Raw genomic sequence first — 13,845 nt, forward strand, 5'->3', positions numbered from 1 at the left:
TCATGCAGAGCGCCTATATGGGGAAACTAATGGAACTTGCAGAGCGTGATCGGGAAGTCATTCACCTTCTTGCGGACAGTGGTACAGGTTACGATGAGATGTTTCGTCATAATTTTCCAGATCAGATTTGCAATTTTGGAATTAACGAGGAGCATATGGTTGCCGCTGCTGCAGGGATGGCTACGGTCGGAAAAATTCCGTTTGTCTATACTGCAGGGGCATTTCTTGCATATCGTTCTTTAGAGTTTATCCGCGATGATGTGTGTTTTCAAAATTTGAATGTTAAAATCACAGGAATGGGGAGCGGTCTTTCATGGAGTTCTTTGGGACCGACGCATCATACAACGGAGGATGTTGCTGTGCTGCGCGCACTGCCAAATCTCATGATTCTGTCGCCGGCAACGCCGTATCAGGTATCGAAGTGTGTGGAGGCGGCTTATCAACATATTGGCCCTGTCTATACCCGCATTGGAATGAATCATGAAAAAGAATTTTTCGATGAAACATATGATTTTCAAGTCGGTAAAAATGATGTTTTGCAGGAAGGGGGGGATCTCTGTATCTTTGTGACAGGGAGTATCTTAGAGGAGGTATACGAAGCTGCGCAGCTTTTAAAGGCGGAAGGCGTTCATGCAAGAATTGTTTATGTCCATACGCTGAAACCGTTCGATGAGGAGAATATTTTGTCTATGGTGCAGGACGTGCAGATGTTTATTACCGTTGAGGAGCATAATATATTGGGCGGCTTGGGAAGTATTATTTCCGAGGTGCTGTCTGCACATGGAATTGGGATGCGGCTGCATCGAATTGGATTGCACGATTGCTTTGCATCGGGCTACGGAACGCATAAAAACGTTAGGATAGAAAATCAGTTGGACGCGAGGAGTATTTTCCGAGAAATCAAGGAAGTGCTATAAAATGAAAAAATATACATTTTCAGAGATATATGTTGGTCTGCGGGAAACCTTTGAGCAGCAGATCAGCATAGAAATGGAGAATGCCTTTCGTGAGATGTCGGGGGACAATAACCCTTTACACAGAGATGATGTTTATGCGCGTGAGATTAGTGCAGGAAAGTATCCGGTGCATGTCTCCTTTGGTATGTTGACGGCATCTTTATATTCTACATTAGCAGGGATGTATCTGCCCGGTGCATATAGCCTTATTCACAGTTTGGAAAACGTATCCTTTTTGAACCCTGTATTTGTCGGAGATGTACTTTTTGTAGAGGGAGAGGTGACTGATAAGGATGAGAGCCTGCACCTGATTCGTGTGAATGCCTGTATTCACAATCAGGAAAAAAGGAAGGTCTCTAAAGCTAAGATGAAGATTATAGTTTTGAAATAGTACATAGAAAGAGGACGTATAACATGACCAGAGAAGAAGTTTATGAGAGATTGCAGAATGTTTTTCGTGATGTATTCGATGACGAGAGTATTGTTTTGCATGATGAAACCACAGCGAATGACATAGAGGACTGGGATTCCTTTGAGCATATCAACCTGGTTGTGTCTGTGCAGGATGAATTTTCCTTTAAGATTCCCATGGGCAAAGTCGTAACAATGAAAAATGTGGGTGAAATGGTAGATCTCATCATGGAGTTGGGGGAGTAGGTGATCCGGCAGAATGAATTTGATGAGCGGGGAATTTTTTCTGTTTTTGTGCCTTACTCTCGTTTTATACTATCTTTTTCCTAGGGCTCAGAAATATATCCTGCTGACAGCCAGCTTGATGTTCTTTTTGACAGCCTCTGCCGTTTCAGAGCCTCTTATGTGTTTGTTGATGGCGTATATTTTTTTTGTTACATATTTAGGTGCGATTGCCATCGAAAAAACTGAGGGCTGGAAAAAGGATGTTTATTCACTAGTCTCTATTATAGGACTTGTCGCGACACTGTTTATTCTTAAATATGCATTTAATATGGGCGAATTGTTTTTATCGCTCTTACAGATGGATACGAATCTTTCCTGGTTGGATTTCGTTCCCATTATGGGACTGTCCTATTTTGTGCTGTCAGCCATAGGTTATCTGCTGGATGTCCGTTGGCAGACGTGTTCAGCGGAGCGTAATCCGACGACAGTGGCATTGTTTCTTTATTATTTTCCCCAGCTAATATCAGGACCTGTAACACGATTTACTGCCATGAGGGAGCAGTTCGCAAGAAGATTCAGCCTTCAGTATGAGAATATTGAGTATGGTCTGCGTCGTATGTTGTGGGGATACTTTAAGAAGCTAGTAATCTCCGAGCGATTCGCTATGGTGGTGACAACTGTTTATGCGAGTCCGGAATCTTATGGTGGAATGGATTTTGTGTTGGCGACGTTGTGCTATGCGATACAACTTTATACAGACTTCTCTGGTTGTATGGATATTGTACTGGGTGCTTCGGCACTATTTGGTGTTCGTTTGCCAGAGAATTTTCGTGCGCCTTTTTTTTCGCGATCATTACAGGAATTTTGGCAGCGTTGGCATATTACATTGGGACTTTGGTTCAAGGACTACGTGATGTACCCAATCCAGATATCTGCACCGATGGTGGCACTTGGACGTATGTGTAAGAAAAGATGGGGGAAGAAGGCAGGAAAGAAGATTCCGTTCTATCTCTCCATGATAGTACTTTGGTTTCTGATCGGTGTTTGGCATGGATGTACTGCATATTACTTTGTCGCAGCTGCGTTGGTTCCGTGCACCTTGTTGATACTGAGTGATGGCATTTCAGCGTTGACTGTAAAGTGGCCGAGTTGCTTGCGTCTTGAATCGGACAATATCTTTGTTGCATATATACAAAGAGTACGAACTTTGTTGTTGATTTGTATTTGTTGGGTGTTTGTGTGTGCTGGCAGTGTTTCTGCGGGAATCTCGGTTTTTGTTAATATGGTTTCTAATTTTTCGGCATCACATTTTTATGATATATTGAATACGACGGGAATCGATGGAAAAAAAGCTGTTTTTATGTTTCTTTGCCTCATGCTCCTCGTATTTGCAGAGTATCTGGAAAATAAGGGGAGCTCTATTCAGAGGTTTATGGATGGACGGCATTATTTATTCCGCATCGGGGCAATTTATCTCGTGGTTTTTCTCATCTTGGGAACAGGCATGATTGGTAAATCGACCTTTATTTATTTTCAATTCTGAGGAGTGAATGATGCGTTTTCAAAACAAGTGGCTGAGATTTCTAGTGCTTTTGCCGATTCCTCTGATTGTTGCTGGTATCAACTATGTTGTAGATCCATCGGCCTTGTACCATGATAACACGGAGGCTATGGCACGTTCTATGGCGGCAGGAAATAAAACGTGGTTTGCACATAGTAATGTTAATGAACGTGAAGTGAAGCGACATTTGATTGAAGCTATGCCAAGGGAAGTGGATTGCATTGCTGTTGGTCCAAGTCTAATTATGGGAGTACGATCTGATACTGTTGGTACGCAGAGTTTTTATAATTTGAGCGAGTCAGGCGCAGATTTTTATGATATTTTAGCGCAGTTTGCATTGCTGGACTTGCATGAGATTACATATCATCGCGTTATATTTTGCGTGGATTCTTATTTCTTTGATGAGAAGCTGTATCGTACGCTTACGAGAAGTCAAGGGTTAAAGCCCTATGCACAATATATGATTGATACATTGGAGCAAAAAGATCCAATCCGACCGCACGGCCCCGCAAACTCGTGGAAAGAACCTGTGAAATCATTGCTATCTCCGTCTTATTTTCAAGCATCAATTGCAGCCCTGAAAAAAGAAGGAGGACATTCCCTTATTGGTGCACGCTGGGGAATTGTTAATGAAAACTATGAGGGGATATATTATATGCCGGATGGCAGTATCGTCTATGCAGTTGAGGCGCAGAATAGAACGGGCGACTATGTGACAAAAGATGCTGAAAACTATAATATAGAATATCAATTTTCGAAGGGAGGGCATATCGATCCCTACAGTAAGGAGATTTTTGAGAAACTTATTCAGTATCTATTGAAAAAAAATATTAGCGTTGAATTGTTTTTGTGCCCTGTTGCGCCGTCTTTGTGGGAGCGGATTAACTCTGATGATTATCCTTCGATACCAGAATTAGAGATGTTTGCTCATGAAATGGCTCAAGAGTACAATTTGAGAATTACAGGAACATATAATCCCTATTGTTTGAGAATGTCAGATGAAGATTTTTATGATGCACGACATGTTAGGCACGATCTTTTGACGAAATACTTTGACTTTAGGCCGTATAAATGAGGCATCAGTAGAATATCGATTGTATTCTCGTTTGGGAGTGTATGTTCTTGAAACTGAAATTGTTTATATGAATAGTGCAAGCATACTATGTGGGCTCTGAGAAAGAAAGTCTTTTGAGTTCGATGTGTCTGATGACATTGGTATTAACTATGGGAGTTGGGAAACATGAACTACCATACGATTACATTTCCAAATAACAGTCTGTTCCTCGTCACGGGCGGTGCAGGGTTTATAGGATCGAATCTGTGCGAGGCGATACTGTCGATGGGACACAGGGTTCGCGTGTTGGATAATCTGTCGACGGGATATGTGAAGAATATCGCGGGATTTCGAGACAATCCGAAGTTCGAGTTTGTCGAGGGGGATATCCGAGATGCGGCGCTCTGTTATCGCGTCTGTGAGGGCGTGGACTATGTGCTGCATCAGGCAGCGGCGGTGAGCGTGCCAGAGAGCATCGAGCAGCCTGTGGAGTATACGCTGACGAATATTGTCGGGACCGTCAATATGATGGAAGCTGCGGCGAAAAAAGGGGTGAAGAAATTCACCTACGCATCGAGTGCTGCGGTCTATGGTGATGACGAGACGATGCCGAAGCGAGAGGAGATTGTCGGGAATCGCCTCTCGACGTATGCGGTGACGAAGTTTGCTGCGGAGGAGTATGCTCATCAGTATACGATGCACTATGGGGTGGACTGCTACGGGATGCGCTACTTCAATGTCTACGGTCGCCGTCAGGATCCGAACGGTGCGTATGCGGCGGTGATCCCGAAGTTCATCGAGTGTCTGCTCCGCGATGAGCCGCCGACGATCAACGGCGATGGGGAGCAGTCGCGGGATTTTGTCTATGTCGAGGATGTCGTGCAGGCGAATCTTCTTGCGTGTGCTGCCTCGCATGAGATGGCGGGGACGGCGTACAATGTCGCTGCGGGCAAGCGTTCGAGCCTCAATGAGATGTATGCGGTGCTGAGTGCACTGTTCGAGAAGGACTTGAAGCCTGTGTTTGGCCCTGAGCGCAAGGGCGATATTCGCCACAGTGGAGCGGACATTTCGAAGATCTGCAAGAACCTCGGCTATGCGCCTGAGTATGATTTCGAGAAGGGGATCAACGAAGCAATCCAGTGGTATAAAGAGAATTTGTAAACTAAACGGCAGTACCGTATTCTACCTCACACGAGAATACGGTACTGCCGTTTTTGCTTGGCGTGCTTCTGTGGAGAAGGTGATTTGTTTTACAGAGAGAATATATACAATACTGAAATTGTCCGATTGGAGTGATAAGATGTGTATGGATTAACGAGTGCACAATGGAAACAAATCTATCATATCTTAGATCGGCATCGCGATCAGATCCACCGGGTTAGGCTTTTTGGTTCAAGGGCACGCGGGGATTACCATGTGACATCCGATGTCGATTTAGCGATAGAAACCGATCAAGACATAAGAAGCACCTTGTTGGAGGAATTTGAGCAGAGCAATTTACCCTATACATTCGATATTGTGCTTTACGATCACCAAACGAATGAAAAGCTGCGAGATGCAATTGATCGAGAGGAAAAACTCCTTTTTTGTGTGGAGGCAGGGAGAAGTGTTATGACAGCGGAGCAGATTCGCCTGAAAGCGGAAGATTATCATCGGGCATTATTGCGCTTGCAGACAGCGTTGGAAAAAGAAGCTGATCTGGATGACATGTATTTGGATGCGACGATTCAGCGCTTTGAATTTTGTTTTGAGCTTGCGTGGAAGTTGATGAAGGCCGTTTTAGAGTATGAAGGTATCGAGGCAAACAGTCCGCGCAGCGGCATCCGAGAGGGATGGAAACAGGGGCTGATTTCGGATGCTGAAGCGTGGCTGGATATGATGGAGAAGCGTAATCTATCATCGCATACCTATGATGAAAATGTGGCGCGGGATATTTATCATGAGGTTAAAGAGCAATATATTACTCTACTAGAGGCTTTAGATCAAAGAGTGAATATGTGGTTGATGGATATGGAATAGTTCAAGATGCTGCTGGCGTTTACTCTGTAAGGATGTGAGAAGATTGGCTGAATTTTTAAAGAATGAACCGATTGGAGAAGATTTGTTTTCAGGACGTGCCCAAGAGCATGTTGCAGAGACAATATGTGATAATATAGAGCGCCTCCATGTGATTGGTTTGGAGGGGGAGTGGGGCTCTGGAAAGAGCAATCTAGTAAAAATTCTACAGCAGAAATTGAGTAATAAAGACAAAAAATATTTCTTCTTTATTTACGATGCTTGGGCACATCAGATGGATTTCCAACGTCGTGCGATTATAGAGGAAATTGTAGAATTTATTGATAGGGAGGATGGTCTCTTAGTAACAAAAGATAAATTGAATTACGTTAAAATAAAAGCATTAGGTACAGTCGTTGAAACAGAAACAGAGCTTCAGTCATCCTTTACATGGGCAAGTTTTTTCTTGGTTTGCAGTATTATCCTTACACCAGCAGCAATACAACTGAGTACGACGTTGAAGTTTGAATGGATAAACTATGTGATATCTTTGATGCCAATAGGATGTATTTTATTTGCTGTTTTCATTTCAATGAGAAAACAACGTAAAGATTTTTTTAGTATGGGTCATTTGGAACACATCAAAAACCAGCTGATAGGTGCGTATAAACAAGGTAATACAAAGTCTACCAAACGAGAATATACGGATACAAAGAGACCTTCTACAGTAGTATTTCGACAATTTTTTCATGATGTTGATGAGAGTATACCTGAGAAACATGTGTTAATCATTGTTCTTGATAATCTAGATAGGCTGCCGCGAGCTAATGTTCAAGAAGTGTGGACAATAATACAATCATGTTTCAGTGATGGTGTTGTAGAGTTCCCAAAAATAAAAATTGTTATACCCTTTGATCGAACACATTTGTGTGTGAATGATGAACAAGATAGTGCAGGGAATAATATACATGATTATACAGATAAAACTTTTGATGCCGTTTTCCGAGTTGCCTTACCTGTCTTGAATGATTGGGAAGAATATTTTGATCGTCAGTGGGAAAAGGCTTTCGGTCAAGATGAGGTGAATGGGGATAGGCAAGAATTAGACTATGTAAAACGCATTTATGATTGCTATACAGAAACGATTACACCAAGAAAAATTCATGCTTTTATTAATCAATGCCTTATACTTTCTTTATTGCATAAAGGTCATGGTATAAAATATCGCTACTATGCTGTGTTTATCTCCCATAAAGAGCACATTCTAAAGAATATTATTGAGGCGTTAAGTGATTTAGCCTACTTAAAGGGATTGAAGCGAGTGTTTGAGCAAGACGAAGAGTTCTTTCAAACAATTCCGGCACTTTCACATCAGGTGACATTAGAGCGAGGTCAGGAGATTGCAATTCATAGAGTGTTGCGATTGGCTCTTGAGAATGGTGATGCTGATAAAGTAAAAGAAATTTCAAAAATACGGACTTTCCCATCGATTCTAGAGACTTTGCTAAGAGAGTTCAACACAGTGGATAGTCTTCAAATGCCTATTTGTGCCTTGGATGGTTTATCTCCAGAAGACTATGGTGGGGAGGAAATCTATGCTAATCGTTGGAATATGATATTTCAGGGGGTTTTGGATATAGACCTTGAACTGGATACATCTAAAGACGGGTATTTATTCCAATATCAAAAAGTCCTGATAAAACATGGAAGCAAGGAACAAATTGAAGCTATACTAGCAAAACTAATTCCACAATTTAATCAACTAGAAGGAATTAATGCAGCTAGGTATATTGATTGCATCAAGGAAGTTGAAGAGATTGTCGCTCCCAAAGACATTCAAGTTCTTGATCTCCTTGGGGAAATTGTTGTTCCATGGGAACAACTGGAAAAGATAATTACTGATTCTAAAGGAACTCCTAGCCAGTATAGGCTTCGGAGTAAAGAAGAGGAGGTTGATAAATTTCTGACAGATTTAACTGTTGAACAGTTAGCAAAGGTTAGCTATATTGGCGAGCTGCATAAAAGTGGATATAAATTGGAACAATTTAAAGAGAGGGCGAAAGAAGGTGCGGAACAAACTAATTCATATAATGAGTTTTGCACTTTATGGCGTAATTATCGGGAAGTTATTTCGGATAAAATCGAAATTAACTTGGACATAGAATATCTTGATCAGTATATTCGTGAAGCGAAAGAGCACCAGCATTCCGATATTGAGTCGGATTTATTATGCTACATATTTTCAAAATTTGATTTCAATACAGTCGAAAATTACTCAGAAATTACGTCTTATCTCAACCAAGAAGATAAGGCTGAGGAGATTTCAGATAAAATTTCTTTATATATGAGTTATTCTGATCTTATGTTCCGATCAACACAGTACAAAACTTCTTCGTTGTATTGTGCAATATGTAAGATTGTTACTGGCGATATAGAAAGACCATTAAGGGCAAATCCTAAGGAGTTGTTATTGCAATTTGAAATGGTTATAGTGTGTTCAAAGGTTTCTAAGGAAGACCTTTCTGCTCAACTATCACGGTGGAAGTTTGTAAAAATCTCCGACAATGAAGTGGAAAAATACTTGCCGGTAGATTTTCTATCGCTTATTGATGAGGTGGAGGATGATTTTTCGGAAAATTGTCGTACTCGCGTGAAAGACTATCTTGATACACGATCTGAGGAGCAATGGGCTCACTATATTGAGCAGGGAATTGATTCATATGGAATTTCTGCGGGGCGGATTATTGCCTATGATTGGCCAGATCTCGTTTGGACTAAAATAAAGGACTATCTACAGGGGTTGGTTAATGATAGAAGTCTTCCTGAGGATATTGATACATGGAAAAAATATATAGAAGAATTTCTAAAAAAACGAAAGCAAATAGGGCGTATTTTAGGAGTCTTCTATGATAGTCTCAAAACAGAAGCAATCTCTGTAGAAGAATTTAAATTTTGGGGAGAATGGCTTTTTAAATACAATAAGGTGGAGCTTGATGACAAGACAATGAGGCGGCTCATCCCACCAGAATTGCTAGATGATGAAGAATGCGTCAAGATTCTTCTTCATAATTTCACGAAGGTTGTTAAAATATACAGACAAGCGAGTGCTGATGAGCATGAGGATTTTGATGATAAAATTCAGAAACTCAGTGGTGTAGATGAAAACATAAAAGAGCTAGCCAATAGAATAGGAGGTTTTGACGTGAATAGTGCGTCTAGGCAAGATCATAAAGAGAATTAAGGCTTATGAAAAATTTGCTCCTAAGTTTGAGTTAGAGAATTGAAACTTTAAGAGGCGGGAAATCTCTTCATTTCCTTGGCAAATTTAGAAGGGCAAAGGTATATTTATGGCTCTTCATGAAGCTTTGTGAAATCGCTAAAGATTCCCTCCTCCGTCACAATCGCCGTAATGAGTTCGTGATTCGTGACATCGAATGCGGGATTGTACACGTTTATGCCTTTTGGTGCCATGCGTTCTTTGTACCACATGTCGGTGACTTCCTCGGGGGGGCGCTGTTCGATGTGGATGTCAGCTCCGGTGGGGGTGGAGAGGTCGATGGTGGAGGTGGGGGCGCAGACGTAGAAGGGGATGCCGTAATGTTTGGCAAGGATGGCGACCCCTGATGTACCGATCTTGTTGGCAACGTCGCCGTTGGCGGCGACGCGGTCACAGCCGACGAAGACGGCGTCGATCCAACCATTCTTCATGACGGTGGCTGCCATGTTGTCGCAGATGAGGGTGACGTCCATGCCGGCGGCACTGAGTTCGTATGCGGTGAGGCGTCCGCCTTGGAGGAGAGGACGCGTTTCGTCGGCGTAGATTTTGAAGTTATAGCCTTTTTGGTGACCGAGGTACATGACGGCGGTTGCGGTGCCGTATTTGGCGGTGGCGAGCTGTCCTGCGTTGCAGTGGGTGAGCAGACCTGCACCGGGCTTTACGAGGGTGAGCGCATGCTCTCCTATTTTTTTGCAGATATCGATGTCCTCCTGTTTGATGCGGAGGGCTTCATCGCGCAGGAGTGCACGGATCTCGGAGATGGATTTTCCTTCGCTCTTTTTGACGATCCCCTCCATGCGGTTCAGCGCCCATGAAAGGTTGACGGCGGTAGGGCGGGAGGAGTTGAGGTAGTCGGCGGCTTCGTGGAAGCGCCGTGCAAATTCGGCGTAGTCGTCGGCGTCGATTTCAAGGGCGGCGAGGTAGATGCCGATGGCGGCAGCATCGCCGATGGCGGGCGCACCGCGTACCTGCAGCTCTCGAATCGCCGTCCAGATTTCGCCCTGTGTTTTGAGGCGGAGGTATTCGGCTTTGTTTGGGAGTTTTGTTTGGTCAATGATGACGAGGGCGCGTTCCTCTTCGTCGAGGGCGAGGGTTTCCATGTCGAGGATGTTGGTGCTCATTGTATGCCTCCTAAACTGTCGGATACTTCCACTTTGCCAGTTCATCCGCAGAGATGGTATCTGGCTCGTGCCCGAGGACGGTGAGGCAGCGGTGGTAGATGTCGGCGAGTTCTTCGACGTAGCTTGCCTTGAGCAGGGCTTCCTTGAGACTTCCGGCGACGGCGACAACACCGTGCGCCTGCATGAGAGCAACGTCGGAGATGGTGAGCGGCGCAAGTACGTTTTCCGCCGCTGCGCGCGTACCGGGGCGTCCGTACGGGGCGACGGGAACATAACCCTCCTTGCAGCCGAGGATGGAGAGCTCGTAGACGATGGCGGGAATCGGCTTGTTCATGACGGCGAATGCGGTCGCTGCGCGCGAATGGGTGTGCGCGACAGCGAGGACATCGCTGCGGCTCCGATAGATTGCCGTGTGCATCATCAGTTCGCTCGTGGGCTTTCGGTCATTCAGTGACTCGACTGCGCGTCCGTCCATATCAATGACTACGATGTCGTCTGCGGTCATCTCTTCGCGATCCATGCCCGTCGGCGTGATGCAGATGTGTCCGCTCGCTGCGTCGCGGATGCTGAAATTTCCCGAACGGTGCCGACACAGGCCCGCATGATCCGCTTCGAGTGCACAGCGGAGCACGTCCTCTTTGATTTGTTCGAGCATAACGATCCTCCTCCATTTACAGGTCTATTTTAACGAAGATTCAAGGGATTTTGCAAGTATTTTTCCATATGTATAAAATTCGATAAATCACGTGCAGATGCAAGATAAAAGGTTTGACTTTTATTGGGAATGGTTTATAATATAAATCGTATGAAGAGCGCGGCGGCAAAAGGATCGCGGCGCAGAAACTAGGGACTCAACAGGGGGTATTTTAATGGCAGTAAAAGTTGCTATCAATGGTTTTGGCCGTATCGGTCGTCTCGCGTTCCGTCAGATGTTCGATGCTCCCGGCTATGAGGTCGTCGCGATCAACGATCTGACGAGCCCGACGATGCTCGCTCATCTCCTGAAGTATGACTCCACGCAGGGGCGTTATAAGTATGCGGATTCGGTCACGGCGGGGGACGATTCCATTACGGTCAACGGCAAGAAGATCAACATCTATGCACAGGCGGACGCCTCCCAGATTCCCTGGGGCAAGCATGATGTCGATGTTGTGCTCGAGTGCACGGGCTTCTATACGGCAAAGGCAAAGGCTGAGGCACATCTGAAGGCAGGTGCGAAGAAGGTTGTCATCTCTGCTCCTGCGGGCAATGACCTCCCGACGATTGTCTACAACGTCAACCACAAGAAGCTGACGAAGGACGACAAGGTCATTTCGGCGGCATCCTGCACGACGAACTGCCTTGCTCCGATGGCGAAGGCTCTGAATGATCTCGCTCCGATCAAGAGCGGAATCATGGCGACGATCCATGCCTATACGGGCGACCAGATGCCGCTCGACGGTCCGCAGCGCAAGGGTGACCTGCGCCGCAGCCGTGCAGCAGCACTCAATATCGTTCCGAATTCGACGGGCGCGGCGAAGGCGATCGGCCTCGTTATCCCAGAGCTCAACGGCAAGCTGATCGGCTCGGCACAGCGCGTTCCGACCCCGACGGGCTCGACGACACTCCTCTACGCTGTGGTTGAGGGCAAGGTCACGGTCGATCAGGTCAACGCGCAGATGAAGAAGGAAGCAACGGAGTCGTTCGCATACAACACGGACGAGATCGTCTCCAGTGATATCATCGGCACGACGTATGGCTCGATCTTCGATGCGACACAGACGATGGTCAGCGACACGGGCGACGGCAACACGCTCGTTCAGGTGGTTTCCTGGTACGACAACGAGAACAGCTACACGAGCCAGATGGTTCGTACGATCAAGTACTTTGCGGAGCTCGGCTGAGACAAGTAAACAGAGACATACGGGACATGGGTCGGAGTTGCTAGCGCTTTGATCCGGTTACCGTAAGCATACGATCTTTCACGAGGTCCGGCCGTCGTTTGGGCCGAACCTCGTTTTTATTTAGGAAACTCTGATACATTCAGCGGTTTCATTCTGGAGGGGATAATATGAATAAAAAGACAATGATGCACATTGATCCACACGGGAAAAAGGTATTCGTCCGCGTGGACTTCAATGTGCCGATGGACGAGCATCAGCACATCACGAACGATACGCGCATCCGTGCGACCCTCCCGACGATCCAGCACCTTCTGAACGCGGGTGCGGCGGTCATTCTCGCCTGTCACGTCGGCCGTCCGACGGAGGCGCGTGAGCCGCAGTTTTCGACGCGTCCGATTGTGGCGCGTCTCGAGGAGTGTCTCGGACAGCCCGTGAAATGGGCATCGGACTGCGTCGGTCCCGAGGCGGAGAAGGCTGCTGCCGACCTGAAGCCGGGCGAAGTGCTGCTCCTTGAGAACCTGCGTTACCATAAGGCGGAGAAGAAGAACGATCCGGAGTTCGCAAGGCAGCTCGCGTCACTGGCGGACATCGCGGTAGACGATGCGTTTGGTGTGGCACACCGCGCACACGCCTCGAACGTCGGGATTACAAAATATCTCGAGACGGTGGCGGGCTTCCTCATGGAAAAGGAGATCAACTACATCGGCAAGACGCTCGAGGCCCCGAAGCGCCCGTTCGTTGCCATCATCGGCGGCGCGAAGGTCTCGGACAAGATCGGCGTCATTGAGAACATGATCGATAAGGTGGATACGATCATCATTGGCGGCGGCATGGCGCACACCTTTGATGCATCGAAGGGCTATCCCGTCGGCGATTCCCTCGTGGAGCGCGACAAGATCGACCTCGCGAAGCAGCTCCTCGAAAAGGCGGAGAAGAAGGGCGTGAAGGTCGTTCTGCCCGTGGATGTCGTCATCGCGGACAAGTTTGCGGCGGACGCGAATACAAAGACGGTCGACGTGGACAAGGTGCCCGACGGCTGGCAGGCGCTCGACAGCGGCGCAAAGACCTCCGAGGAGTACGTCAACGCACTGAAGGGTGCAAAAACGGTCATCTGGAACGGTCCGATGGGCGTGTTCGAGTTCGATGCGTTTGCAAAGGGCACGGAGGCAGTCGCGCGTGCGGTTGCGCAGGCGACGAAGGAAGGCGCGATCTCCATTGTCGGCGGCGGCGACTCCATCGCGGCGCTGAAGAAGACGGGGCTGTCCGAGAAGATCTCGCACATCTCGACGGGCGGCGGAGCAACGCTCGAGCTGCTCGAGGGCAAGGTGCTGCCGGGCATCGCGGCACTTGCGGACGAGTAAG

12 protein-coding genes are annotated in these 13,845 nt (G+C 46.4%); 10 read left to right on the forward strand and 2 right to left on the reverse strand.

All coding sequences use genetic code 11. The annotated features are described in order from the left end of the window. Nucleotides 1-2: 2 nt before the first annotated feature. The 8 genes from BCS37_RS02375 to BCS37_RS02410 all read left to right on the forward strand — a co-directional run bounded on the left by BCS37_RS02375 (nucleotide 3) and on the right by BCS37_RS02410 (nucleotide 9,443). A complete protein-coding gene (locus BCS37_RS02375) occupies nucleotides 3-917 on the forward strand; it encodes a transketolase family protein (protein WP_069179979.1) in 915 nt (304 codons plus the stop codon). 1 nt (nucleotide 918) lies between these two features. Beyond that, nucleotides 919-1,347 carry a MaoC/PaaZ C-terminal domain-containing protein gene (locus tag BCS37_RS02380; RefSeq protein ID WP_069179980.1) on the forward strand — a complete coding sequence of 143 codons (429 nt, stop codon included), beginning with the start codon at nucleotides 919-921 and terminating at the stop codon, nucleotides 1,345-1,347. 23 nt (nucleotides 1,348-1,370) lie between these two features. Continuing rightward, complete coding sequence (locus BCS37_RS02385; RefSeq protein WP_069179981.1) at nucleotides 1,371-1,613, forward strand: acyl carrier protein; 243 nt, start codon at nucleotides 1,371-1,373, stop codon at nucleotides 1,611-1,613. Between the two features lie 13 nt (nucleotides 1,614-1,626). Further along, the gene (locus tag BCS37_RS02390; protein ID WP_069179982.1) at nucleotides 1,627-3,135 is read left to right on the forward strand and encodes an MBOAT family O-acyltransferase; all 1,509 of its coding nucleotides are present in this window, start codon (nucleotides 1,627-1,629) and stop codon (nucleotides 3,133-3,135) included. 7 nt (nucleotides 3,136-3,142) lie between these two features. Beyond that, nucleotides 3,143-4,228 carry a hypothetical protein gene (locus BCS37_RS02395; protein ID WP_159057707.1) on the forward strand — a complete coding sequence of 362 codons (1,086 nt, stop codon included), beginning with the start codon at nucleotides 3,143-3,145 and terminating at the stop codon, nucleotides 4,226-4,228. 165 nt (nucleotides 4,229-4,393) lie between these two features. After that, nucleotides 4,394-5,368 (forward strand): SDR family oxidoreductase, encoded by a 975-nt coding sequence (locus BCS37_RS02400; RefSeq protein WP_069179984.1) that lies wholly within the window; start codon nucleotides 4,394-4,396, stop codon nucleotides 5,366-5,368. A gap of 141 nt (nucleotides 5,369-5,509) precedes the next feature. Next, complete coding sequence (locus BCS37_RS02405; RefSeq protein WP_069179985.1) at nucleotides 5,510-6,226, forward strand: HI0074 family nucleotidyltransferase substrate-binding subunit; 717 nt, start codon at nucleotides 5,510-5,512, stop codon at nucleotides 6,224-6,226. Nucleotides 6,227-6,269: 43 nt separating this feature from the next. Further along, complete coding sequence (locus BCS37_RS02410; protein WP_006691051.1) at nucleotides 6,270-9,443, forward strand: ATP/GTP-binding protein; 3,174 nt, start codon at nucleotides 6,270-6,272, stop codon at nucleotides 9,441-9,443. A 104-nt stretch (nucleotides 9,444-9,547) separates the two neighbouring features. On the opposite strand, the gene mtnA is transcribed toward BCS37_RS02410, so the two are convergent. Together mtnA and BCS37_RS02420 are read right to left on the reverse strand one after the other, a co-directional pair. After that, nucleotides 9,548-10,600: an S-methyl-5-thioribose-1-phosphate isomerase gene (gene mtnA / locus BCS37_RS02415; RefSeq protein ID WP_069179986.1), complete on the reverse strand. Its 1,053-nt coding sequence runs from the start codon at nucleotides 10,598-10,600 to the stop codon at nucleotides 9,548-9,550. Between the two features lie 10 nt (nucleotides 10,601-10,610). Continuing rightward, a complete protein-coding gene (locus tag BCS37_RS02420) occupies nucleotides 10,611-11,255 on the reverse strand; it encodes a class II aldolase/adducin family protein (protein WP_069179987.1) in 645 nt (214 codons plus the stop codon). A gap of 214 nt (nucleotides 11,256-11,469) precedes the next feature. Here BCS37_RS02420 and gap point away from each other — a divergent pair, with 214 nt between their 5' ends. Further along, nucleotides 11,470-12,483 (forward strand): type I glyceraldehyde-3-phosphate dehydrogenase, encoded by a 1,014-nt coding sequence (gap, locus tag BCS37_RS02425; RefSeq protein WP_069179988.1) that lies wholly within the window; start codon nucleotides 11,470-11,472, stop codon nucleotides 12,481-12,483. 167 nt (nucleotides 12,484-12,650) lie between these two features. Further along, nucleotides 12,651-13,844 (forward strand): phosphoglycerate kinase, encoded by a 1,194-nt coding sequence (locus BCS37_RS02430; protein WP_069179989.1) that lies wholly within the window; start codon nucleotides 12,651-12,653, stop codon nucleotides 13,842-13,844. Nucleotide 13,845: the final 1 nt, after the last annotated feature.

It is taken from the genome of Selenomonas sp. oral taxon 920 (assembly GCF_001717585.1).
GTDB lineage: Bacteria > Bacillota > Negativicutes > Selenomonadales > Selenomonadaceae > Centipeda.